General features: G+C 34.0%; 22 protein-coding genes and 4 tRNA genes. 8 read left to right on the top strand and 18 right to left on the bottom strand.

Translation table 11 applies throughout. The features are described from left to right. Window positions 1-5 precede the first annotated feature (5 nt). The 16 genes from KJR31_RS08230 to KJR31_RS08160 form a co-directional block, all read right to left on the bottom strand. Window positions 6-77: transfer RNA gene (locus KJR31_RS08230), tRNA-Glu, on the bottom strand. 162 nt (window positions 78-239) lie between these two features. Beyond that, window positions 240-2,198 (bottom strand): ATP-dependent zinc metalloprotease FtsH, encoded by a 1,959-nt coding sequence (gene ftsH, locus KJR31_RS08225; protein ID WP_214262879.1) that lies wholly within the window; start codon window positions 2,196-2,198, stop codon window positions 240-242. Window positions 2,199-2,214: 16 nt separating this feature from the next. Next, on the bottom strand, window positions 2,215-2,757 hold the full coding sequence (hpt, locus tag KJR31_RS08220; protein ID WP_006150551.1) for a hypoxanthine phosphoribosyltransferase: 543 nt from the start codon (window positions 2,755-2,757) through the stop codon (window positions 2,215-2,217). Between the two features lie 4 nt (window positions 2,758-2,761). Continuing rightward, on the bottom strand, window positions 2,762-4,039 hold the full coding sequence (tilS, locus tag KJR31_RS08215; RefSeq protein WP_214262878.1) for a tRNA lysidine(34) synthetase TilS: 1,278 nt from the start codon (window positions 4,037-4,039) through the stop codon (window positions 2,762-2,764). Then, window positions 4,036-5,304 (bottom strand): serine hydrolase, encoded by a 1,269-nt coding sequence (locus KJR31_RS08210; RefSeq protein ID WP_214262877.1) that lies wholly within the window; start codon window positions 5,302-5,304, stop codon window positions 4,036-4,038. Before KJR31_RS08210 ends, tilS begins: the two co-directional genes overlap by 4 nt. After that, entirely contained in the window at window positions 5,297-5,419 is a 123-nt protein-coding gene (locus tag KJR31_RS08600) for an SP_0009 family protein (RefSeq protein WP_004250924.1), read from the bottom strand. The genes KJR31_RS08210 and KJR31_RS08600 overlap by 8 nt, the downstream gene beginning before the upstream one ends. 6 nt (window positions 5,420-5,425) lie before the next feature. Next, window positions 5,426-5,794: a septum formation initiator family protein gene (locus KJR31_RS08205; protein WP_016466544.1), complete on the bottom strand. Its 369-nt coding sequence runs from the start codon at window positions 5,792-5,794 to the stop codon at window positions 5,426-5,428. Next, window positions 5,787-6,053, bottom strand: coding sequence for an RNA-binding S4 domain-containing protein (locus KJR31_RS08200; RefSeq protein WP_006146042.1), 267 nt, complete (start codon window positions 6,051-6,053; stop codon window positions 5,787-5,789). Before KJR31_RS08200 ends, KJR31_RS08205 begins: the two co-directional genes overlap by 8 nt. A 65-nt stretch (window positions 6,054-6,118) precedes the next feature. Continuing rightward, window positions 6,119-9,622, bottom strand: coding sequence for a transcription-repair coupling factor (gene mfd / locus KJR31_RS08195; RefSeq protein WP_214262876.1), 3,504 nt, complete (start codon window positions 9,620-9,622; stop codon window positions 6,119-6,121). Then, on the bottom strand, window positions 9,615-10,184 hold the full coding sequence (gene pth, locus KJR31_RS08190; RefSeq protein ID WP_214262875.1) for an aminoacyl-tRNA hydrolase: 570 nt from the start codon (window positions 10,182-10,184) through the stop codon (window positions 9,615-9,617). Before pth ends, mfd begins: the two co-directional genes overlap by 8 nt. Window positions 10,185-10,255: 71 nt before the next feature. Beyond that, window positions 10,256-11,371: a redox-regulated ATPase YchF gene (ychF, locus tag KJR31_RS08185; RefSeq protein ID WP_214262874.1), complete on the bottom strand. Its 1,116-nt coding sequence runs from the start codon at window positions 11,369-11,371 to the stop codon at window positions 10,256-10,258. 84 nt (window positions 11,372-11,455) lie between these two features. Continuing rightward, window positions 11,456-11,650, bottom strand: coding sequence for a DUF951 domain-containing protein (locus KJR31_RS08180; RefSeq protein ID WP_004250933.1), 195 nt, complete (start codon window positions 11,648-11,650; stop codon window positions 11,456-11,458). A gap of 66 nt (window positions 11,651-11,716) precedes the next feature. Further along, window positions 11,717-12,853, bottom strand: a complete 1,137-nt coding sequence (dnaN, locus tag KJR31_RS08175; RefSeq protein ID WP_214262873.1) for a DNA polymerase III subunit beta — start codon at window positions 12,851-12,853, stop codon at window positions 11,717-11,719. Window positions 12,854-13,011: 158 nt separating this feature from the next. Beyond that, complete coding sequence (gene dnaA, locus KJR31_RS08170; RefSeq protein WP_214262872.1) at window positions 13,012-14,370, bottom strand: chromosomal replication initiator protein DnaA; 1,359 nt, start codon at window positions 14,368-14,370, stop codon at window positions 13,012-13,014. A gap of 212 nt (window positions 14,371-14,582) precedes the next feature. Continuing rightward, entirely contained in the window at window positions 14,583-15,344 is a 762-nt protein-coding gene (locus KJR31_RS08165) for a ParB/RepB/Spo0J family partition protein (RefSeq protein ID WP_214262871.1), read from the bottom strand. A 56-nt stretch (window positions 15,345-15,400) separates the two neighbouring features. Continuing rightward, the gene (locus tag KJR31_RS08160; RefSeq protein ID WP_214262870.1) at window positions 15,401-16,585 is read right to left on the bottom strand and encodes a S1C family serine protease; all 1,185 of its coding nucleotides are present in this window, start codon (window positions 16,583-16,585) and stop codon (window positions 15,401-15,403) included. Window positions 16,586-16,768: 183 nt separating this feature from the next. Here KJR31_RS08160 and rlmH point away from each other — a divergent pair, with 183 nt between their 5' ends. The 7 genes from rlmH to KJR31_RS08125 all read left to right on the top strand — a co-directional run bounded on the left by rlmH (window position 16,769) and on the right by KJR31_RS08125 (window position 19,952). Beyond that, window positions 16,769-17,248 carry a 23S rRNA (pseudouridine(1915)-N(3))-methyltransferase RlmH gene (gene rlmH, locus KJR31_RS08155; protein WP_214262869.1) on the top strand — a complete coding sequence of 160 codons (480 nt, stop codon included), beginning with the start codon at window positions 16,769-16,771 and terminating at the stop codon, window positions 17,246-17,248. A gap of 41 nt (window positions 17,249-17,289) precedes the next feature. Continuing rightward, a tRNA-Arg gene (locus tag KJR31_RS08150) sits at window positions 17,290-17,363 on the top strand. Window positions 17,364-17,527: 164 nt separating this feature from the next. Further along, window positions 17,528-17,653, top strand: a complete 126-nt coding sequence (gene comC / locus KJR31_RS08145) for a competence-stimulating peptide ComC (protein WP_006149099.1) — start codon at window positions 17,528-17,530, stop codon at window positions 17,651-17,653. Between the two features lie 28 nt (window positions 17,654-17,681). Then, window positions 17,682-19,001 (top strand): GHKL domain-containing protein, encoded by a 1,320-nt coding sequence (gene comD / locus KJR31_RS08140; protein WP_214262868.1) that lies wholly within the window; start codon window positions 17,682-17,684, stop codon window positions 18,999-19,001. Beyond that, complete coding sequence (gene comE, locus KJR31_RS08135; protein ID WP_214262867.1) at window positions 18,998-19,750, top strand: response regulator transcription factor; 753 nt, start codon at window positions 18,998-19,000, stop codon at window positions 19,748-19,750. The genes comD and comE overlap by 4 nt, the downstream gene beginning before the upstream one ends. A 51-nt stretch (window positions 19,751-19,801) precedes the next feature. Then, a tRNA-Glu gene (locus tag KJR31_RS08130) sits at window positions 19,802-19,873 on the top strand. Window positions 19,874-19,878: 5 nt separating this feature from the next. Then, window positions 19,879-19,952 (top strand) — tRNA-Asn (locus tag KJR31_RS08125). A gap of 39 nt (window positions 19,953-19,991) precedes the next feature. Here the strand turns inward: KJR31_RS08125 and KJR31_RS08120 are convergent. Further along, the gene (locus KJR31_RS08120; RefSeq protein WP_214262866.1) at window positions 19,992-20,534 is read right to left on the bottom strand and encodes a TetR/AcrR family transcriptional regulator; all 543 of its coding nucleotides are present in this window, start codon (window positions 20,532-20,534) and stop codon (window positions 19,992-19,994) included. 128 nt (window positions 20,535-20,662) lie between these two features. Between KJR31_RS08120 and KJR31_RS08115 the strand changes: the two genes are divergently transcribed. Next, a complete protein-coding gene (locus KJR31_RS08115; RefSeq protein ID WP_214262865.1) occupies window positions 20,663-23,317 on the top strand; it encodes a YhgE/Pip domain-containing protein in 2,655 nt (884 codons plus the stop codon). Between the two features lie 89 nt (window positions 23,318-23,406). On the opposite strand, the gene KJR31_RS08110 is transcribed toward KJR31_RS08115, so the two are convergent. Then, the gene (locus KJR31_RS08110; protein ID WP_214262864.1) at window positions 23,407-25,029 is read right to left on the bottom strand and encodes an ATP-binding cassette domain-containing protein; all 1,623 of its coding nucleotides are present in this window, start codon (window positions 25,027-25,029) and stop codon (window positions 23,407-23,409) included. Between the last annotated feature and the right edge of the window lie 194 nt (window positions 25,030-25,223).

Below are 25,223 nucleotides of genomic sequence, written 5' to 3'. Positions count from 1 at the left end.
ACCCATAGTCCGTACGGGATTCGAACCCGTGTTACCGCCGTGAAAAGGCGGTGTCTTAACCCCTTGACCAACGGACCCTGAGCTTTTTCAACTCTTTCTATTATATACACTTTTTCCTACTTGTCAACTAATTTGACTTGTTTTTCTGAAATTTTATCACTACTTTTCATAGATTTTTTTATATAGTTAAAAAGAGAGGACATTTTTTTATCCTCTCTTGTATCTCGTCTACTAATATTTTAGTTTTCTTCAGCCATTTTTGACTTGACTTCATCATATGATAGGGCACGTGATTCCTCTTCTACTGATTCAGGCATTTTTCCTGTTTCGTAAAGAGATTTGATTTGTGTACTATCCAATGTTTCATATTTCAACAAGGCTTCTGCAATCAATTTATGCGTTTCACGGTTTGATTGAATGATCTCAGCCGCTTTATTACGTGCTTCATTCAACAATGCTCGTACTTCTTCGTCAATTTCATAAGCTGTACGCTCTGAAATAGATTTTTGTGGAGTTTGAGCACCAAACATTGCATGATTTCCTTCGTATTGAACAGGTCCAAGTTTTTCACTCATACCATACTCCGTAACCATTGCACGAGCCATTTGTGTAGCTTGCTCAAAGTCGTTCGATGCACCTGTTGTTTGGACATTGAAGATAATCTCTTCAGCAACGCGTCCACCCATCAAACCTGCTAATTGCTCTTTCATGTCTTCTTTAGATAGTAACATTTGATCTTCTTTTGGAAGAGCAATCATGTAACCACCAGCACGACCACGAGGAACAATTGTTACCTTATGAACGACACGTGCATTGGACAAGACCAAACCGACAATTGTGTGTCCTGCCTCATGGTAAGCAACCATTTCACGTTCTTTTTGAGAAACAGTCTTATCTTTCTTAGAAGGTCCTGCAATAACGCGATCTTCTGCCTCATCAATATCAGAAGCATCAATGACTGACTTATTGCGACGAGCTGCAACTAAGGCTGCCTCGTTCAATACATTTTCCAAATCAGCTCCAACAAAACCTGGAGTTTGTTGAGCAACCAATTTCAAATCAACATCTTCTGCCAAAGGTTTATTTCTAGCGTGGACTTTTAGAATTGCTTCGCGTCCCTTAACATCTGGACGACCAACCAATACTTTTCTATCAAAACGACCTGGACGAAGAAGGGCTGGATCTAATACGTCAGAACGGTTTGTTGCCGCAATAACGATAATTCCTTCGTTTCCTTCAAAACCATCCATTTCAATCAAGAGTTGGTTCAAGGTTTGTTCACGTTCGTCATTACCTCCGCCTAAACCGACACCACGTTGGCGACCAACAGCATCGATTTCATCAATAAAGATAATGGCTGGTGCTGCTTTTTTAGCGTCCTCAAATAGAGAACGGACACGGCTTGCACCGACACCGACGAACATTTCTACAAAGTCAGAACCTGAAATACTAAAGAATGGCACGCCAGCTTCTCCCGCAACTGCTTTAGCAAGCAATGTTTTACCAGTTCCTGGAGGTCCTTCTAAGAGAACACCAGCTGGGATACGAGCGCCTAATTTTGTAAAGCGTTTTGGGTCTTTCAAGAATTCAACAACTTCAACAAGTTCTTGTTTTTCTTCTTCAGCACCGGCAACATCTGAAAAGCGTACTTTGATATCTTCTTTATTAGCAGCCTTAGCTTTACTACGTCCAAAACTCATTGGATTACGTCCGCTATTTCCACCCATATTTCCCATCATAGAAAATAGGAAGAAAAATAAAATGGCAAATGGTACTACTGAAACTAGGATATTAATCCACATACCACTTGAGCTTTCATGTTTCACTTCAATTTGTGTTTGGTGTTCCCCAGCTAATTTTTGCAAATCTGCTACAGTAGTATCCGATGGAAGAATAATACTTGTAAATTTTTCTACTTTTGTTGCAGATGGTGTGAAAAACTGAATACCCGTTTCCGGTTTTTCTGTTTTAGCAGTTTTATAGACACCAGACACTTCGATAACACTACCACTTGGTTGGTAGGTCATTTCTTTTACATTGTCATTAGTGATTTCCTGCACCAATTCTGAGTATTTAATTTGTTGACTATGCCCTGCAGCCCTTCCAGCAAAGAAGTACTGGAATCCCGTCACTAGCAAGAAAATCATCAACAAATAAAGAAATGGATTTTTTATAAAACCATTATTTTGCTTTTGCATTCAACAACTTACCCTTCTATTTTGAGTAAACTTCCTCTTTCAATACACCTACATAAGGAAGGTTACGATAATTTTCATTATAGTCTAAACCATAGCCTACAACAAATTCATTCGGAATTGTAAAACATGTATAATCTGCTTCAATTTCTACAGTACGGCCTTCTGGTTTATCAAGCATTGTAACAATCTTAACAGATGCCGCTTCTCTAGCAGTAAACATATCTCTCAAACTTTTCAAGGTTTGACCAGTGTCGATAATATCTTCCACAAAAACAACATGTCTACCTTTAATATCTTGAGTTACATCTTGTTTGATATTGATAACACCGCTACTTACAGTACCACCATGATAGCTAGAAACCATCATAAAATCCATTTCAAGATGAGTATCGATATATTTGACTAATTCTGCCATGAAAGGAATAGATCCTTTTAAAATTCCAACTAAAATTGGATTTTTTCCTTCATAATCTTTTGTTAATTGAGCACCTAATTTCTTAGCAGCTTCTGTAATTTCATCTTGTGAAATCAAAATCTTCTTGATATCTTGTTCTAACATGATTTTACCTATCTATTTTTTCTATATAAAGTATAGTGTTCATTATATCATTTTTCATTTTTATACTCAAATCACTGAGTTCAATTCCTAAAATTGAACAAATCTTCCCGAATTGCTCAACAATAATCGCATTTTTTCGTTTTTCTGCAGGAATTTTTAAATCAATAAAAAGTCGCCTTACTTTTTTTCGATGACCATTTATTATCAGATAATCACCTGGCTGTCGATGCCTCAAAATCAATGATGTTTCACGGGAAACATTTATTTGTTGAACATTTTCGCCTTTTAGAGGAATTCCAAATGAAAATAGAAAACCTTCATAATAAACTTGATTTTGATAGTTTAACACACACTCACTACTTTTTTCATCAGACTTTGGTCTGATTTTACCAATTTGAAAGAGCTGGTATTCTTTTATAAGTTCATAACCATTTTTTATACTATGGCGATATTGACTCTTAGTTTTTAAAATATGATGAATTTCTTGAAATTGTTCTCTTGTTACATTTAAATCAGCAAAACGACTAAGGTATTGTTGTAGTAAAACTCGTTGCGTTGCTTCACTAAAAGATAAAAACTGAGTTAAATCTTCTACATCAACCGCTTGAGATAATTCAGCCAGAGCAATTTGATAATCAGAAACTTCTTTTCCAAACTCTAAAAATGCTTTTTTTATCTGAGTATTTTCTGTTTCTAATTGTGGTAAATAGAGATTTCGAATACGATTGCGAAGATAGTGATTTTCTTTATTCGTTGGATCTTCAAAATGCTCAATTTCAGGAAAATCCTTCTTATAAAAAGACAACAAAGGACGAATTAACTCTCCCTTATCAAACATTTGTCTTTCTTTAATAGCTGATAAATGGTGTAGTCTAACACCTCTAATCAATCGCATAAAGATTGTCTCAACTTGATCATCTGCATGATGAGCTGTTACTAGAGCTGTAGATGAAGTTTTCTCCATCACTTCTCTAAAAAATTCATAGCGAAATTGACGAGCATTTGCTTCTGAAAAATCTCCAGTAAAACAAGCTACATAAATTGGAATTCCTGCTTGTTCAGCTAATTTTCTTAATTCATTTTCTTCCTGATCTGACTCTGGTCGTTGTTTATGATTTACATGAGCTAAAGACAATTCAATACCAAGTTCTTTTTGATAGGTTGAAAGGAGGTGAAAGAGATACATCGAATCCAATCCACCAGACAAAGCTAGCACAACTCTTGAATGATTTTTAAAATAACCTTTCTCTAGAAAATGATTTAAAAAATCATGGTCTCTCATTTTAGGACCTCGTAGACATCCTTAGAAATCTTAGAAATAGTATCGTAATCCGAATTTTTGGTAAAGATTGAAATAATGAAAGGAGAATCAGTGTAGACTATTCCTACATCGTGTTTAAATTCATCTGCATCCCCAATTTTATGGGCTACCTTAGCGGAAATGTTCTTAGCAATCCTCTGATTATCAAACGATGTTTGTGATAGGGATTCTAAAACAAAACCATTCTGATTATAAATAGATTCCATAACTTGACCAGCCATTTTAGCTGAAGCCAACTTATCTGTCACATCCCACTCTTCACCTGCGATAGTAGCCATCTCTTTTTTAAAGGCTTCATCTGATTTATTCGTAATATAATAACCAAGAATATTATGAGCTACATTGTCAGATTCTTTTGCAGTTTTTGTGATTAAATCTTTGACTGTGTATTCTTTATTGTCAGCTGTTTTAGGGAGACTACCGCTTCCTTCCGGTTTATAAGAACCAGGGAAATCATTAACTTCGGAAACGTATTTCAGTTTCGTGTCAAGTTGATAATCACCTTGATTGATTCTTTCCTGAACAGAATAAAGATAAGGTAGTTTCATAACACTAGCAGCGTACATTTTTTGCTCTTCGTTAATCCCAGCTTCCTTACCTGTACTCAATTGTTTCACATAAATAGAAAACTGTTCATTTTGATAATTTTCAGATAGCAACTCTTGTACTTTCTGAATACGATTATCATCATCGGAAATATAATCCGTCGAAATCCAGCCCGTTTGCTTGATATGTAAGAATTCACGACCTTCAGCAAAAATAGACATATCTGCTTCAACCTCTTGATAAGCTGCTAAAGTAGACTTTAATTCTTGTTGATCATAAGGACTATTATAAACGACAAATCCTGGTTCTAGCCATACTCGTTTAGAAAAATCGTTTACGATGGAACTATCGTATAAAAGTCGTTTATCAGCCATCACAAATTGATTATTTGACAATTTAAACACAGGCTGTCCTTGTTTATTTAATCGCCATTCTAAAACAGATAATTTTGTTTCTGCATTGACTTTTCCTGATTCTTTAATCAGGTCTTCTGTAGAATAAACTGGCGTCTCACCATAAAATTTTGGAGATTCTATAATATCTTGATAATAAAAATGATATGGAGTATGAGTTAAAGAATAAACTTCTTGTTTTGGAATGATAACTGGATTCTCAGTGCTTACTACTTGAACGCTTTTTAGGAAAATAGGAAGTAGTAATATCACTAAAAATTTACGCATTCTTTTTCCCCTCTTCTTCTTGTAGTCGTAACAGATGATTCTTTTGAGCTAACTCATCTAATTTTTCATCTGACTGACTTAAAAATTTTTCGATAATATCTAATAAATTTTCCATTTCACATTACCTAGGAAGTAAGTCCGGAATTGTATAAACTTCCTCCCATGTTTTTGAATAATAATATTTTGCACGGGAATATTTAGCCGCATAGGATTCGTCTTTTAACTTAGTTGCTAAACTAGCTTCTTTATCCTTTTCATCGCTCAATTCCTGATATTGTTTCTTCAAATCAGTTAGTTGTTGACGACGTGTTAATAATTGTTGATAACTTTGTGCTAAATTATAAGTTGGCAAGATAAATAACAACATAATCAAAATCAAAACCCACCCCATAAAACGATTGCGTTTTTGACGTTCTTCCATCATGTACTTACGTCTTTGGTGTTCATTTTGAATAAAAGAGTTATTCATTTGGACTATTTTTTTATACATCGCCTTCTACCCTTGTTTCACTAATGATTTCATACATTCCGGCTGCATCTTCTTTTTTTGTGCTATCTTTCATTTCGAGCACCTTTACAAGTAACAACTTATTTCCAAAGCGAATTTCAACTTGATCATTGATTTTTAAATCTGTTGAACTTTTAGCAAGGATTCCATTTACCTTGATTCGCCCTTTATCTGCAACTTCCTTAGCTACCGTACGGCGTTTAATAATACGTGATACTTTTAAATATTTATCTAATCTCATCTTATAATACCTCAAATTATTATTGTACCATTTTTATCCCTTTTATAGAAGAAAAAAGGTAATCCCTAATGTGACTCTTTTAAGTCTTTTATGTTCGCTAACGATTCTCCAAAGGTTAAGAGTCCTTCTAAAATCTCATAGTCTTTTTTATTTCGAATATCAAAAACAACTTCGATTAAACCTTGATTTTCAGAAATATTAGCCTTCAAACTTGTCTGAGAAAGAGCCTGGAAATAATCTTGAGTTAAAAATAGTTGTTGCGATATTTTTTCAAACTGAATGACAAGCTTATTATTTCTTCTTTCAACACGATTGACAAATACTTTATCTAGATAAGCTTTAGCTAATCCAATTTCTAAGAGATAGGCAACTACATCTGGATACTCACCAAAACGGTCAATTAACTCATCTTGTAATTCTTCATAGTTGACACGGTTGTCAATTTGACGAATTCTCTTGTAAATTTCAATTTTATGCCGTTCATCTGAAATGTACTCATCCGGAAGATAAGCATCAATTTGTAGAATTAACTCAGCATTTCCTTTTTCACGTTTCTTGTCAGTTCCATTTTTCTTAGCTATCGCTTCTTCCAGTAACTGAGAGTACAATTCAAAACCGACTGAATCAATAAAACCGGATTGCGAACTTCCTAAAAGATTACCAGCTCCACGGATAGACAAATCACGCATGGCAATTTTGAAACCAGAACCCAATTCAGTAAAACCTTTGATAGCTTCTAATCTTTTCTCAGATACTTCTGTCAATGATTTATCTGGTCGATACATGAGATAAGCATAAGCAATACGATTACTACGACCAACCCGACCTCGTAATTGATACAAGGTAGACAGACCCATGTGATCCGCATTTTCTATAAACAAGGTATTTGCATTTGGAATATCCACTCCTGTTTCAATGATTGTCGTGGTTACTAAAATATCATATTCACCTTCAATAAAATCAAGTAGTGTATTTTCCAAACGAATTTCACTCATTTGACCATGAACAAACCCTATAGAAGCTTCAGGAATCAATTCTTGTAACTCTGAAACCTTCTTTTCAATCGTGTCAACTTTGTTGTAAAGATAGTAAACCTGACCACCACGATCAATTTCTCTCAATACAGCATCACGAATGACACGATCATTCTGTTCAAGGACATAGGTTTGTACAGGATATCGATTGGTTGGGGGAGTTTCGATGACAGATAAATCTCGAATACCTAGCATAGACATATGTAGAGTTCGAGGAATTGGTGTAGCTGTCAAAGTTAAGACATCAACCTTCTTTTTTAATTCCTTCAAAGCTTCCTTATGTTTGACACCAAAACGTTGTTCCTCATCGATGATGATTAATCCTAAATCAGCAAATTCAACATCTTTAGATAAAACTCGATGGGTTCCTATCAGGATATCAACTTGGCCTTTTTTCAATTTTTCAATTGTTTCAGTCTGCTCTTTTTTACTTCTAAAACGACTCAAAACATCTACATTGACAGCAAACTGCTCAAATCTTTCCTTGAAATTACTATAATGTTGCTGAGCAAGAACTGTGGTTGGTACTAAAACAACAACCTGTTTATGATTATTTACAGCCTTAAAAGCAGCTCTCATAGCAACTTCTGTTTTACCAAAACCAACATCTCCAACCAAAAGTCTATCCATTGGTTGAGAACTTTGCATATCTTTCTTAATTTCTTCGATGCTTCGAAGCTGATCTTCAGTTTCAACATAAGGGAAAGCCTCGTCAAAAGCAACTTGATCTTCATCATCTTTTGAAAATGCATATCCTTTGAGTTGACTCCTCTCGGCATATAGTTTAATTAAGTCATCTGCAATATCTTCAACTTGATTTTTAACTTTTTGCTTTGCTTTTTTAAAACGTCCATCGTTTAATTTGTTTAACTTTGGAGCCTTACCATCACTAGAAACATACTTAGAAAGAGTCTGTATCTGCTCTACAGGGATAGAAATTCGATCTCCATTTTGATATTGGACGCTTACGTAGTCTCTATGAATCCCTTTTATTTCAATCGTTTCAATTCCTAAATATTGACCAATACCATGAATTTGATGAACAACATAATCTCCTTTTTGTAGTTCACTGTAATCTTTTAATCGTTCAGCGTTGCTAATATTTTGTCTGCGATACTTGCGTTTAATCTTCTTTTTAAAAATTTCATATTCAGTGATGAATACAAGATTCTCATCTACAAAATGAAAACCATGACGAAGATTTCCTTCAATAAGGTTGACAGATGCTTTACAGACTTCATTTCCATTACTATTATCAACGTTAATGCCATATTCATCAAGAATCGTTGACAATTTCTTTAGTTCAGTTTTGCTACTTGATTGAAGAACAATCGTATACTTCAATTTTTTATAACGTTCAATTTCTTCTTTCAGAAAAGAAAACTGATTAAAGAACTCCTGCATTGGATATTGATTAAATTGATAAAGATGATCAAATTTTAGATTTCCAAGACCCTTTTGAAAATTCGAAAAGAAACTCGCTGGTACATATTTTTTTAATTGACTTTCTACATCCGCAAAATATTGTAAATTTGACACTGCTTTACTGTTATGTAAATCTTCTGTCAAGTAACTAGCTGTTTCCTTATCAAAAACATCATACTGATTGATAATTTTTTGAAAATCATCAAAGATAATAGGAACTTGATTCAAATAGTCTATCAAGGTCCACTGTTTTTTATAAAAAACAGATAAAAACTTGCGAATATCTGCATGAAAAACTTGCTCTTTCGTGCAACTAAAAACTTCTTCTAAGTAAGACTTTAAAGTTGGAGAAATAGCTTTATCAATCTCATTTTCTAAGAATTTTTGACCACGATGATAATCTTCATCAGTTAGCAAAATATCACTAGCTGGATAAATCAAGACCTGAGATTGACTATCTTTTGATAATTGAGTTTCAGCATCAAATTCTCTAATCCCATCAATCTCATCACCAAAAAATTCTATTCGATAAGGAGATATTTGGGAGGTTTCAAAAATATCCAGAATATCTCCACGAAGACTAAACTCACCTTGACTTTGAACTTGTGTAACTTTTTTATAACCAAGAGAAATCAAGTGATTTTTTAGTTCACTTTGTTCACATTCTTGGCCAATTTCAAGCTTTAAAATACTATTATCAAAAACTTGAGGATCTGGTAAAAATAAGCGACTAGCTGCTAGGTTACAAACTAAAATCCCTTTTTGAGACCTATCTCTTAAAAAACGCAAAGCTTCGACGCGAGAAAAAATCTTTTCTTGTGACGATACTAAAAATTCTACCATTGGTGAATCATCTACTAAGAATGGATAAACTAAATCTGAACCTAAGATGGAAATTAAATCATTGACCAGACGTTCAGCCTCTCCATAAGTCGAAGTCATTACTAAAATTTTGTCCTGATTTTTTGCACTACTTGCAATAGCCAAAGACTTTGCTGAACCAGAAAGACCAAGTAGTAATTGTCTTTGTTTGAGAGATAAATGCTCATTCCATGATTGTATCTGCTTATTTTCTAGAAAGAAATCTATTAATGCCATTTCCTTACCCATTATATTTCTGCATCGTTTTTTCAAAGTTTTTCTCTTGTAAATAATAATTTACAGCATCGTCAACCTTGTCAATAGACTGTAAAATACCAATATAATCTTCTTTGTCAAACTTGCTCAAAACATGATTAACAACTGACATTCCTTTTTTAGGTCTCCCAATACCAATCTTTACACGATTGAAAACTTGTGTCCCAATATGTTGGATAATCGACTTGATTCCATTATGACCACCAGCTGATCCTTTAGCTCGAAGACGAATTTTCCCAACTTCCATATCCAGATCATCGTAAATAATAAGTAAATCTTCAATATCCAAACCATAGTAAGTTAATAAGGCATGTACAGCTTTTCCACTCTCGTTCATAAATGTTGTTGGTTTCACAAGATAAATTTTTTCCCCATTAAGAAAAAATGAGGCTAACTCAGCTTGGAATATCTTATCGTGTGTAAAAGTGACATTCTGTTTCTTCGCTAGTTGGTCAATCAGCATAAAGCCAACATTATGTTTGGTTTCAAAATATTTATCACCTGGATTTCCCAATCCAACAAGTAGTTTAGTCATTTATTTTCCTTTCAAAAGCCAAAAGGGTTGGAATTTTTTTCCAACCTGATTAACACTATTAAAAATGTTGATTATACGTTAAAGCGGAATTCCATGATATCGCCATCTTGAACGACATAATCTTTTCCTTCTTCACGTAAACGTCCAGCTTCTTTTACAGCCTTTTCAGATCCGTATTTAATCAAATCATCATAGGACATGGTCACTGCACGAATAAAACCTTTTTCGAAGTCAGAGTGGATGATACCAGCTGCTTGAGGAGCTTTCATGCCACGTTTAAAGGTCCAAGCACGAACCTCTTTTTCACCAGCTGTGAAGTAAGTTCCAAGTCCAAGTAGATGGTAAGCAGCACGCGTCAACTTATCCACACCTGATTCTGTCAAACCAATAGCTTCAAGAAACTCTTTTCTATCTTCATCGTCTAATTCAGAAATTTCTTCTTCAGCACGCGCAGAAATCACTACTACTTCAGCATTTTCTGTTTCTGCGAATTCACGAATTTGCTTCACATAATCAATAGAGTCTGGGTCTCCAACAACATCCTCATCCACATTCGCTACATAAAGAACTGGTTTAGTGGTCAAGAGGAAAAGACCTTTGACAACCTTTTGCTCTTCATCTGTAAATTCAATGGTACGTGCTGATTTACCGTCTTCAAGAACTGGTTTAATCTTTTGGAGAACGTTAAATTCTGCAACTGATTCCTTATCTTTTTGCGTACGTGCCATCTTTTCCACACGCGCATATCGTTTATTCACAGATTCTAGGTCAGCAAGAATCAATTCTAGGTTAATGGTATCAATATCTGCTAATGGATCTACAAAGGCATCTTCACGACCTTGCTCACGCATGACATTCTCATCATCAAAGGCACGAACCACATGGACAATGGCATCAACTTCACGAATATTGGCCAAGAATTTATTACCGAGACCTTCTCCTTTTGACGCACCTTTTACAATCCCTGCAATATCTGTAAATTCAAAGGTTGTTGGAACTGTCTTTTTAGGAGTAATCATTTCCGTCAATTTTTGGAGGCGTTCATCTGGAACTTCTACCATTCCAACGTTTGGATCAATGGTCGCAAAAGGATAGTTTGCAGCCTCTGCTCCTGCTTTTGTAATTGCATTAAATAGGGTTGATTTACCAACGTTTGGCAAACCCACAATACCTGCTGTTAAAGCCATAGTTTCTCATTCTCCGTTCACATTTCAATCTTCAATATTATAACACAAAAAGGGAAAACTTGCTAACCCTCTAACTTCTTGCCTTTAGTCAATGATTTTACTCATTTTTCTTTCAAAATCATAGCGACTCATCATGACAACATGATCACAATTACTGCATTTTATTTTGATATCTGCACCTAGACGTGTAATTTCCCAACGATTGGCTTTTTTACCTGTAGACTTGATTGTACAAGCGTGTGGTTTTTTCATTTCAACAAAATTTCCAACTTGATACATACTACTCTCCTTTTCATATTTCTGATTATATCATAAAAGAGGTGAGCTAGGCTCAACCTCTTTAACTTAATTTGTACGAACTGGTGTAATCAGCTGCATGAAATCTTCATCTGTATCAGCTGGTACCAAGGTAAATGGACGAACTGCTGAAATGAAGCTGATTGTTACCTTTTCACTATTCAAGGCTTTTAGTGCTTCAATCAAGTAAGTTGGGTTAAAGCTAATCGTTAAATCTTCACCAGATATAGCAATTGTATCGATTTCTTCGTTTACTTTACCAACTTCTGGAGAATTTACATAAGCTGTAACTACTCCTTGTTTGATTTCTAATTTTACAGTTCCATTTTGAGTAGCACTTGATAAAAGACGAGCACGTTCCATAGATTGACGTAAATGAACAACATCAAAAGTCACTGTCGTATTAAAGTCGGTTGGAATTAAGCGATCTGTATCAGGATAATTACCTTCTAAGAGGCGTGTATAGAAGCTAATATTTTCGCTTCTAAAGAGAATTTGATTATTTGCAAAGAAAATCTCTACTGTTTCAATATCGTCCGTAAAAACAGCTGAAAATTCGCGTAGAGAGCGACTTGGGATAACAACATCAAAATTATCACTATTTTTCTCAAGAGTTAATTTTTTCTGGCTCAGACGATGTGAGTCTGTTGCAACTGTTTTTAATTCTTGATGATTACTCAAAACAAAGTGAACACCAGTCAAAATAGGACGACTTTCTTGTACACTAGCTGCAAAGGCAGTTTCGTTGATAATCTTCTTAAGAAGTTTTGTTTCAAGAACTAAAGGATTACTTGCAGCGATTTCCTGGATACGTGGATATTGTTCACTATCTTTACCTTTAAGGGTAATCTCTGATTTTCCACTTGTTAATACAATCTGATGTTGCTCGATCTCTTTGAAATCAAGAGTCACATCTGGAAGACTTGATACTACATTGATAAAGAATGAAGCTTCTAGAAGGATAGAACCTAAAGAGTTAATCAAAAGACCTGCATTTTCATCTTTTTGAGAAATGAAGTTTTCAATTGAAATTTGACCATTAGATCCAATTAATGTAATTCCTTCGTTTGTCACATCGATTTTGATCGTTGATAAAACAGGAATAGCATTTTTAGAACTAATAGCACGTTTTGTAATATTTAATGATTGCAGGAATAGATTTTTGTTAATTGAAAAATGAATCATGGAATCTCCTTTATTTATTTTTATTATTAGAAGGTTAATAGTAATAGTAGGCTGTGTGAAATTTGTGGAAAACCTAGTTTAGTTTAGAAAATTTAAGAAGTTACACTTGTTTAAAAGATGTGTATAAATTAGTAAAAATGTAAACACTTATCCACAAGTTATTTGATTTTCTTTTTGATAGTTTCGATTTCTATACGTAATTTATCATCCGTTTCAATCATAGATTTGATTTTTGCATGAGCATGAATGACGGTCGTATGATCTTTACCACCAAATTCTTTTCCGATTTTTGGAAGGCTATTATCTGTCAGCTCTCTAGCTAGATACATAGCAACTTGACGAGCTAGAACAATATTCTGAACACGTCTAGTTCCCTTCATCTCTTTAACGCTAACATCATAAAATTTTCCGACTTCCTCTTGGATTTTTTCAATTGGAATGACGATCATGGTGCTAACGCTTTGTTTTCTGGCACGTATAGCCTCAGATGCAATATCCACAGTTATAGTGTTGATTTGCTTAACTTTAGCCATAAGACTAATATCTTTGAGGGCACCTTCTAATTCACGTACATTTGAATCAAACTGACCAGCCAAATATTCGATTGTGTCAGGTTGAAAATGATAATCTAAATCCTCTGTTTTACTATTTAGGATAGCGATACGAGTTTCAAAATCAGGTGGAGTAATATCCGTTGTTAATCCCCATGAGAAGCGCGTGACAAGACGCTCAGGTAAATTTTCTAGTTGTTCTGGTCTGCGGTCACTCGTTAAAACAATCTGTTTATTATTACTGTGAAGTTTGTTAAATGTATTAAAAAATTCATCCTGAGTTTGTACTTTATTTCCACTAAGAGATTGAATATCATCAATAAGAAGTAAATCTAGACTTCGATAGGTTTTTTTAAAATTATCCATATCATTGAGCCTTAAGTGATCTAAAAATTCATTAATAAAGCTTTCAGCAGGAATGTATTTAACACGCGCATTAGGATTTTTTTTGAGAATTTCATTTCCCAGAGCATTGAGTAAGTGAGTTTTTCCTAAACCGGGTCCTCCATATATAAACAGAGGATTATAAGTTAGTCCAGGATCTTCTGAGACGGCTAAAGCAGCAGACTTAGCCCAAATATTTCCATCACCTTGGATAAAATTATCAAAAGTATAAATATCTCTTAATCCTGTTTCTGAATAAGGAATAGATTTTTCAAGTTGTTCCTGTTGGTGATTACTGTTTTCAATATTACTTGCTACATCGGAGGTATTAGAATCTTCCTTAGTTAATACATATTGGGCTTTTATTTCAGTGTCGTAGATTTGGAAACCGACAGCTACAATTATATCATTGAGTTTTGTACTCCAAACCATTTCCATTTCAGATCTTGGTAAAAATATAGTAGCTACATTTCCCTCGACCTTTATTAATTCAGCAGGTGTCACGTAGAAATCAAACATTGATCGTGTTAATCTTTCTTTAGCTAATTCTAAAATCTGATTCCAAAATTGTTTTTCTTTCAACAACAAACTCCTCCTTTTCTAAATGGTATAATCTTAAACACTATTTTATCATATAGCAAGCATTTTTTCCACAACTTGTGAAAAACAATCCACAATGTTTAAAAGATTTATCCACAACTTGTGGATAAAAGGTCTAGATTTTGATTTTACTGATTTTTCCTCTACGAACCCAGTGGATAAGTATGTGATTTGAGAAAAATAAAATAACAGCCTTATTTCAGGCTGTTAATAAAACGTTGGTACTCTTCTTGATTATGAAAAGAAATGGTTATTTTCCCAGCTTCCTTCTTTTGGAGGCGAATTTGGACATCTAACCCCAGTAATTTTTTTAAATTTTCTTCTTCTTCTTTGATAAAGTGATCTTTTTCTTTACTTTTCTTCTTATTTTTTTCTTCTTTAAGTAGGTGTTCTACCTGTCGAACTGATAAATCCTCTGTCTGAATGCGATAGAGTAATTTTTTTTGTTCATCAGTAGATAGTTGAATAAGGAGTCTAGCATGTGCTTGAGACAATTTTCCAGCTTCTACTTCGGTTAAAATAAAATCAGGAAGTGTTAGCAAGCGGACAAGATTGGTAATATATGGACGTGATTTCCCCATTTTTTCAGCAATGTCTGCATGAGTATAACCTTTATCAATTAAAGATTGATAAGCTTTTGCTTCTTCAATCGGATTTAAGTCTTCTCGCTGTAAATTTTCAATGATAGAGTGAATCATCATGTCCTGATCAGATAGTTTTTTGATGATTACAGGAACTTCTGATAACCCAGCTGCTATCGATGCCCGATACCGTCTTTCTCCAGCTAGGATTTCGTATCCAATAACTGGAGATTGACGGACGATAATTGGTTGAATTAATCCATTTTCTTTAATAGATTGGGCAAGTTCTTCTATTTTTTCTTTTGAGAATTCTTTACGAGGTTGGTAGGGATTTTTTTGAATATCACTGATACGAATTAGTTTGAGTTCTTCCATATTTCTACAGTATCACATCTTTGATATTCTGTAAAGTAGGTTTACAAATATGTAAACTATTGATTTAAATCACTTGTACTTTTATCTAGCTTGATTGTAGTTTTCTCTTCTTTACCATTACGGTAATAAGTTACAGTTATTTCATCACCAATAGAGTGACTGTAAAGTGCATTTTGCAATTCAGTAGTAGAAGAAATCTTAGTATCATCTACTTTTGTGATGACATCATACTGTTGTAAATGTCCGTTTGCAGGCATATTCTTTTGAACAGAGCGAACAGCTACACCAGAAGTAACATTATCAGGAAGTTTTAATTTTTGTAGATCGGAAGTGCTAAGGTTTGTCAAATTAACCATGTGAATACCAAGAGCAGGTCGAGTTACTTTTCCGTCTTTTTCCAACTGTTTGATAATATTCTTAACATCATTTGCAGGAATAGCAAAGCCGAGACCTTCTACAGATGTTCCACCATTAGAGGCAATTTTACTTGATGTAATACCGATAACTTGTCCCTGGATATTAATCAAAGGACCTCCAGAGTTACCAGGGTTAATAGCTGCATCTGTTTGGATGGCATTTGTTGAAATAGCTTGGCCATCTTCAGATTTCAAAGAAACGTGTCTGTTTAAACTTGATACAATCCCTTGTGTAACTGTATTTGCATATTCTGACCCTAAAGGACTACCAATTGCGATAGCTGTTTCCCCAACAGATATTTGACTTGAGTCACCAAACTCAGCTACTGTAGTAACCTTCTCTGAAGAGATTTTGACTACTGCAATATCAGAATAGGTATCAGAACCAACAATTTCACCTGGTACTTTTGTTCCATCTGCTAGACGAATATCAACTTTTTTAGCTCCACTAATAACGTGAGTGTTAGTTACAAGATAAGCATCATCCCCATCTTTTTTATAGATGACACCAGAACCCTCACTGTTAATTTGCTCAGTATTTGAATCTGTATCAGTATCATCAGTTCCAGCAAAACCACTTTGAGAGTTTCCTGAATAAGTGATAATAGAGACAACTGCATCTTTAACTTTATCTACAGCCTGTGTAATAGAATTTTCATTATTTGATGCTGTCTGAGTGACTGCCGCACTATTTTGTTCTCCATTTGCTTGTTTGTGGTTGAATTGAAGAACAGCCAAACTTCCTAAAAGACCACTAAAAAAGCTAATAAGTATAACCAGTAAAAATTGTCCAATCGTTTTTGAAAATTTGTTTAGGTTTTTCATAGAACCCTCCATATTTGATTTATTAGCAAAAGTATAAGATTATTAACTTAATTCTAACTTAAAAAACTTAAGTTTTCAACAATCTGTGGATAATTGTTGAAAATTTGTGAATTTATTGCATTTTTCACCTTTTTCATTTGTGAACAAGATGTGAATAGAACACGATTATGGTAAAATAGAAGTATGAAAATTAAAATTGTAACAGTTGGAAAATTAAAAGAAAAGTATCTCAAAGATGGAATTGCAGAATATTCTAAAAGAATATCTCGATTTGCTACCGTAGAAATGATTGAATTAGCTGATGAAAAAACACCAGATCGTGCCAGTGATTCTGAAAATGAAAAAATCTTGGATTTAGAAGGAAATCGAATTCTTTCCAAAATTGGGGATAGAGAATTTGTTATCGTTTTGGCTATTGAAGGGAAGACCTTATCTTCTGAAGAATTTAGTAACCAATTAGAACAAGCTTCTATTAATGGTTATTCAACTTTAACCTTTGTTATTGGTGGGAGTTTAGGGCTCTCTCATCAAGTAAAAAAGCGTGCGAATCTATTTCTTAGCTTTGGTCGTTTAACTCTCCCACATCAATTAATGCGCCTCGTTCTTATAGAGCAAATATACCGAGCTTTTACTATCCAACAAGGTTCTCCATATCATAAATAGGATTGACTATTCTCGATTATTTTGATAAGATAAACTAGTTAGGTCTCATAGCTCAGCTGGATAGAGCATTCGCCTTCTAAGCGAACGGTCGCAGGTTCGAATCCTGCTGGGATCATACACTAGATGTAACGCTGGGGCAACCCAGCGTTTTTTGTAAAAAATGACAGTTCAGGTACAAAAATGTACAGTTGAGAATGAATTGTTTTAAAACAAACTCTGTTTTGTATAATAGGCTTGTAAGTTAATTTACAAGAAAAAAACAATAAAGGAGAATTTAATATGGAAAAAACAGTTAAATTAGAACAGTTCAAAAAACTTACAGAAAAAGAATTACAGGAAATTCAAGGTGGGGATAAAAGATTAACTTACTTTATTACTAACCTTTTTCCTAAAAGGAAAAAATAGAAAACATTGTAGATTATAGGGAGACATAATGGATTTATTAAAAATATTCATAGTTATTCTTCATATTTTTATTTTAACAAATAGCTATAAACTAATTTGTAGAGCAACAAAAAAAGAAAGATTTCTATTCATATGTTGGATTTTTATATTGCAGTCCATAGTTGAAATTTTCTTTTATTTTGTTTTTTTACATGGTTTAGGTTTAGAAAAACTAATGTTTCCCTTTATTATATATGTTTATCTAATAGGAATAAAAAAGTATGATAAGTACAAGGCTATTTTTATCAGTCTACTATTGTCTTTACTATATCATAGTACTCATACTTTTATAGCAGTAATCATATCCTCTATAACAGGTGATTCTTTTGTAACAAAATATGAAGCTCTCTTTTTTGTAGTAGTTTTATTGCTAACTTATTTTGTAATAAAAAAAATTATTACTTATTTTCACCTTGAACTTAATTATTTTGACAAAGACTACCTCTATCCATTTCTTAAGAAAGTTATACTTGCTTTCTTTGCTTTACATGTTCTATCATTCATTTCAGATATGGTGAGCACTCATACGCATTTTAACAGTTTTGGTAGTATTTTAGCAACAATTGTCTTTATTTGTTTACTGCTAATCTTCTTCGCAATGAATTCTCATAAGGTAGGAGTTGAAAAAGAAATAGCCCTAAAACAGAAAAAATTTGAACAAGAACATTTACAGACTTATACAGATGAAATTGTTGGTTTGTACAATGAAATCCGTGGATTTCGTCATGATTATGCAGGTATGCTTGTCAGTATGCAAATGGCTATTGACAGTAGAGATTTACAGGAAATTGACAGAGTTTACAATGAAGTTCTAGTTAAAGCTAATCAAAAATTACGTTCAGATAAGTATACATACTTTGATTTAAACAACATAGAAGATTCAGCTTTAAGAAGTTTAATTGCGCAATCTATTGTATATGCACGAAATAAGAACGTAGAGTTTACACTAGAAGTAAAGGACACTATCACAAAATTGTCAATCGATTTACTTGATCTTGTTCGTATGATGAGTGTTTTGTTGAACAATGCTGTTGAAGGTGCTGCAGAAAGTTATTTGAAACAAATGGAAGTTGCAGTGATTAAGATGGATTTGGAAACAGTTATCGTGATTCAAAATTCGTGTAAAATTACCATGACACCTTCAGAAGATTTGTTTGAACTAGGTTTTTCTACTAAAGGGAGAAATAGAGGAATAGGGCTTAATAATGTTAAAGAAATTTTAGGTAAGTATGAAAATATAATTTTAGAAACAGAGATGGAAGATAGTACGTTTAGACAGATTATTAGACTTAAGAGAGAGTTTGAATGAAAGTATTAATTTTAGAAGATGTTATTCAACATCAAGTCAGATTAGAAAGAACCTTGGATGAAATTTCAAAGGAATTAAATATTCCTATTTCTTATAAAACAACAGGTAAAGAACGAGAATTTAAGGAATATATCGAAAATGATGAATTAAACCAGCTTTATTTTCTAGATATTGATATTCATGGAGTTGAGAAAAAAGGATTTGAAGTCGCACAGTTTATTCGTCACCACAATCCCTATGCAATTATCGTATTTATCACTAGTAGATCAGAATTTGCTACCTTAACTTACAAATATCAAGTATCAGCCTTGGATTTTGTTGACAAAGATATCAATGATGAATTATTTAAGAAACGTATTGAACAGAGTATCTTATATACCAAGAATATGTTACTTGAAAATAAAGATGTTGTGGATTATTTTGACTATAACTACAAGGGAAATGATTTGAAAATTCCCTACCATGATATTTTGTATATTGAAACAACAGGAGTATCTCATAAGTTAAAGATTATTGGTAAGAATTTTGCCAAAGAATTTTATGGGACTATGGCGGATATTCAAGAAAAAGACAAAGATACGCAAAGATTTTATTCCGCTCATAAGTCATTTCTTGTCAATGTAGGAAATATTAGGGAAATTGATCGAAAAAATTTAGAAGTGGTTTTTTATGAAGATCATCGTTGTCCGATTACCCGTCTCAAGGTTCGGAAATTAAGAGATATTCTGGAGAAAAAATCTAAAAAGTGATTGACAATTAGTAAGAAATTGATATAATGGTTATATCTGCTACAGATAGATGGTCCGTTGGTCAAGGGGTTAAGACACCGCCTTTTCACGGCGGTAACACGGGTTCGAATCCCGTACGGACTATATTATCCGCCATAGCTCAGTTGGTAGTAGCGCATGACTGTTAATCATGATGTCGTAGGTTCGAGTCCTACTGGCGGAGTCAAATAAAAAAGAACACCAATGGTGTTCTTTTTTGTCTCTAGTTTGAATCTCCTAACATTTTCATAAGAAAGTCTGTTATTTCTTGCGGGCTTTCTTTTTTTCCATGAGCAATCCAAGTTTGGCATACACCAAATAGTGCATTTGTTAGATAGATACTACTATACTCTAACTCAATCTCGTTTAAATTTAATTGCATAAATCGTTTCTGGAGATCAGTACTGAGCAGAATGTGCAGTTTATTTCTCAGGAAATTTTGTATTTCTTTTGTACCATTTTCAGATAGAAGAGCAGCTAGTAGCGGTTCAGATTCTAAGTATTCAAATACTTCTAGGATAGCATCTCTTTTATGATTTGCGTGTTTTTGGAAAATGTACTCAAAAGTATGAAATAGCTTACTTTGGTAGTGTTCAATCATATCATACTTATCTTTATAGTGGGTATAAAAGCTAGAACGACTAATTCCGGCTTTTTCTGCTAGTTTAACAGTGCTAATTTGATCAAATGGCTGTTCAGTTAATAATTGAACCATGGCGTTCTCAATAGTACGTTTGGTTTTTAAGCGTTTGTTGCTCTCTTTCATATTTCCTCCTTATGAACAAAAATAGACAATGTGTCCAAATATAATTATTTTGACTTGTAAATCAGATTTTTTAATGTATAATCTATTATATCAAAATTTTAGACAATATGTGTAAAAAAGGAGACAATATGTTTAAAGAATGGAAAGCAATTTTTAAAAAACCAACCTTTATCATTGTAATGATAGGGATTTCTCTTATTCCTGCTTTATACAACATCATATTTTTATCATCTATGTGGGATCCATATGGGCAATTATCTGAGTTGCCTGTAGCGGTTGTTAATAATGATAAGGAAGCTTCTTACAATGGAACTACAATGACCATTGGAGAAGACATGGTGTCCAATTTAAAGGAAAATAAATCATTAGATTTTCATTTTGTCAATGAAGAAGAAGGTCAGAAAGGTCTAGAAGACGGTGCTTACTATATGGTAGTAACTTTGCCAAGTGACTTATCTGAAAAAGCAGCTTCTGTTCTAACAGACCACCCGGAACAAATGACCATTAACTATCAAACTTCTAGTGGGCATAGCTTCATCGCAAGTAAGATGAGTGACTCTGCCATGACACAGTTAAAACAGACTGTTTCTGCTAATGTAACCGAAACCTATACGAAAGCTTTATTTCAAAAGATGGGAGATTTAAAATCTGGTTTAACGAAGGCTGCAGATGGCAGTGAACAATTGGCCAACGGTGCTAGTCAGTTAGCTGTTGGAAGTCAGACATTATCTTCAAATCTTGATACTTTAGCCAACTCAAGTTTAACTTTTTCTAATGGCAGTGAACAATTTACAAAAGGGTTGACAACATATGTCACAGGAGTAAACCAACTAAATGTTGGGTTAGGAACATTTAATGATGGTTTACAGAACTATACAAGTGGAGTTTCACAGGTTGATAGTGGACTTAATCAATTATCTTCAAAAACTCCTGAACTAGTAGATGGTGTCAATCAGCTAAATACAGGAATGAAGACATATGCAGGAGGGGTTTCGCAACTGAATACAGGTCTCAATCAATTTTCAGTTGGTGTCAATGCATATACAAGTGGTGTTGACAAACTATCTGTTGGGACAAATCAATTATCTAGTCAATCAGATTCATTAAGAGATGGTATTACTCAATTAAATAAAGGGATAAAAGAAATTTCTACTCAATTGAATACGACATCTCAACAAAAAGAAGATATAACCCAGTTAACTACTAGTTTAGATGAGTTGAATAAAGCACTTCAAGCTGTAACTATATCAGATAATACTGAACTTAAAACGACAATATCTAATGACTTAGCAACTATATCTACTCTCGCTCAAACTATTGTAACTAATAGTCAATCAGAACAAGCGAGAACTCTTACCAATCTCCAAGCAACAGCAACTTATCAAACTCTCACTGACACTCAGAAAAAAGAATTGACTGAAGCTGTTTTAAATAATTCTAATTCTACGATTGATTCAGCAAAAGAAATTTTAACATCAGTAGGAAACTTAAAAGTAAGTTTGGAAAGTGTAAACCAACCAGTCTCCAACCTTTCTACTTTACAGACGAAAGCAAATCAAGTATTGCCTGTGGCTTCAAGTTCTTTGACATCGATGTCAAGTGGATTTACACAGTTGCAAAATGCTGTTGACAATCAGTTGGTTCCTGGAAGTCAATCAATTGAAAATGGAGTTAATGAGTATACTAAAGGGTTGGATACTATCTCTTTAGGTGTAAACCAACTAAGTGAAAAGAATACAACTTTAACAACAAGTTTAGATCAATTGGTTTCTGGATCAACCAAGTTGACAGAAAATTCTTCAACATTGACAACTGGTTTGGATTCGCTAGCTGGAAAAACTCCAGAATTAGTAATAGGTATTGAAAAACTCTCATTTGGTTCTAGTCAATTAAACAGTAAGAGTTCAGACTTAATTGCAGGTCTTGATAAAATACAGTTAGGTTCTAATCAATTAACAGATAAATCAAATCAATTACTTTCAGCTAGCTCTCAATTAGGAAGTGGTGCAGAAAAAATTGCAGACGGTGGTAGGAAATTAGCAGATGGCGGTGTAACTTTAACTGCTGGTATAGAAAGTTTACAAGTAGGAGCTACAGAGCTAGGAAAAGGATTAAGTAATGCTAGCAATCAACTAAAATCAGCATCAACAGAGTCCAATAATGCAGAAATATTATCTGAGCCTTTGAGTCTTTCAAAAACAGATAATGATCAAGTTCCTGTAAATGGAATTGCTATGGCTCCTTATATGATATCAGTCGCCCTCTTTGTTGCTGCATTATCAACAAATATGATTTTTGCTAAATTACCTTCAGGTCGTCATCCTGAAAGTCGCTGGGCTTGGTTTAAATCACGCTTTGAAATAAATGGAGTCATTGCTGTGTTAGCAGCTGTCTTAGTCTATGGAGGAGTTCATCTTATAGGTCTAACGGCAAATCATGAAATGAGAACCTTATTCTTAATCATTATCGCAAGTTTGACCTTTATGTCGATGGTAACTGCTTTAACGACATGGAATAGTCGTTTAGGTGCTTTTTTCTCTCTTATTTTGTTATTATTGCAATTAGCATCAAGTGCAGGAACTTATCCACTTGCTTTGACAAATGATTTCTTTAAAGCGGTCAATCCTTGGTTGCCAATGAGTTATTCAGTTTCAGGATTGAGACAAACCATTTCTATGACAGGAAATATTCATCATCAGGTAATTTTCCTTCTCGTAACTTTGGTTTTATTCATAGGATTAGGCATGTTAGCTTATCAACCTAAAAAAATGGATGAAGATTAAAAAAGTTTCACGTGAAACAATGAATGATTTACAAGTAATTAATAAAAAAACTCAGTTGGTTTAACCAACTGAGTTTTTTAAAGTTATACTTAATCTTTCCAAAGTTCTTTGACTTTCGCTTGAACTTCTTCATTTTCAAGGAATTCATCGTAGGTTTCATCGATACGGTCGATTACACCGTTTTTAGATAAGACAATGATATGGTTAGCCAAAGTTTGAATAAACTCATGGTCGTGACTGGCAAAGATGATCGATTCTTTGAAGTTTTTTAATCCATCGTTCAAGCTTGAAATAGATTCCAAATCCAAGTGATTTGTAGGATCGTCAAGTACAAGAACGTTTGATTTCAAAAGCATGAGTTTTGAAAGCATCACGCGCACCTTTTCTCCCCCTGACAAGACGTTTACAGGCTTGTTAACCTCGTCTCCAGAAAAGAGCATGCGGCCTAGGAAACCACGTAGGAAGGTATTATCATCTTCTTCTTTACTCGCAAATTGACGCAACCAGTCGAGGATTGATTCGCTACCAGCAAAATCAGCTGAATTGTCTTTTGGCAAGTAAGAGCGACTAGTTGTAACTCCCCACTTGACAGTCCCTTCATAGTCAATTTCACCCATAATGGCGCGAATCAAGGCAGTTGTTTGGATGTCGTTTTGTCCGATAAGAGCTGTCTTGTCACCTGGACGCAAGATGAAGCTGATGTTGTCAAGAATAGTTTCACCGTCAATCTTTACAGATAGATTTTCTACTGTCAAGAGATCATTACCGATTTCTCGTTCTGCTTTAAAGTTGATAAATGGGTATTTACGACTAGAAGGTACAATTTCCTCTAATTCAATCTTATCAAGCATTTTCTTACGTGAAGTTGCTTGTCTTGATTTAGAAGCATTGGCAGAGAAACGAGCAACGAATTCTTGAAGTTGTTTGATTTTTTCTTCTGCTTTAGCATTACGGTCTGCTAGCAATTTAGCAGCAAGCTCAGAAGACTCCTTCCAGAAATCGTAGTTTCCGACATAGAGTTTGATTTTTCCAAAGTCAAGGTCGGCCATGTGTGTACATACTTTGTTCAAGAAGTGACGGTCATGGGATACGACAATAACGGTGTTATCAAAGTCAATTAAGAAATCTTCTAACCAAGTAATAGATTGGATATCAAGACCGTTGGTAGGCTCGTCTAGAAGAAGAACATCTGGTTTACCGAAGAGGGCTTTAGCAAGGAGAACCTTTACTTTGTCACCATTTGCTAGTTCACTCATATTTTGGTAATGAAGTTCTTCTGGAATATTCAAGTTTTGTAAAAGTTGTGAAGCTTCACTCTCAGCTTCCCAACCACCTAGTTCAGCGAATTCTCCTTCAAGTTCAGCTGCACGAACACCATCTTCATCTGAAAAATCTTCTTTCATATAAATGGCGTCTTTTTCTTTCATGATGTTGTATAATTTTTCATTACCCATGATAACAACATCAATAACACGCTCATCTTCGTAGTCAAAGTGATTTTGACGAAGTACTGAAAGACGTTCGTCTGGTCCAAGAGAGATATGGCCAGTTGTCGGTTCAATATCACCAGCTAAAATTTTTAAAAAGGTTGATTTTCCAGCACCGTTGGCACCAATCAAACCATAGGTATTTCCTTCTGTAAATTTGATGTTGACATCATCAAAAAGTTTACGATCACTAAAACGTAGTGAAACATCAGATACTGTTAGCAAAGTTTTTCTCCTATTATATGTAATACTCTAATTCTACTAGAAAATCACTAAATATTCAAATTTTTATTTGTCAATTCTTTGTAAAGAAAGTTTACAAATGATTTACAGTTGAAAGGGGTAACAAGTCTATTGTTTGAATAAAAAAATTATCTGTCTTTTTATTAAAAAAATGCTATAATTGAAAGGACCATATC

Origin of the sequence: Streptococcus infantis (genome assembly GCF_018499575.1) — a bacterium.
Lineage (GTDB): Bacteria > Bacillota > Bacilli > Lactobacillales > Streptococcaceae > Streptococcus > Streptococcus infantis_K.
Note: the sequence above shows the minus strand (reverse complement) of the source record. Positions and strands in the feature narration are given on the sequence as shown.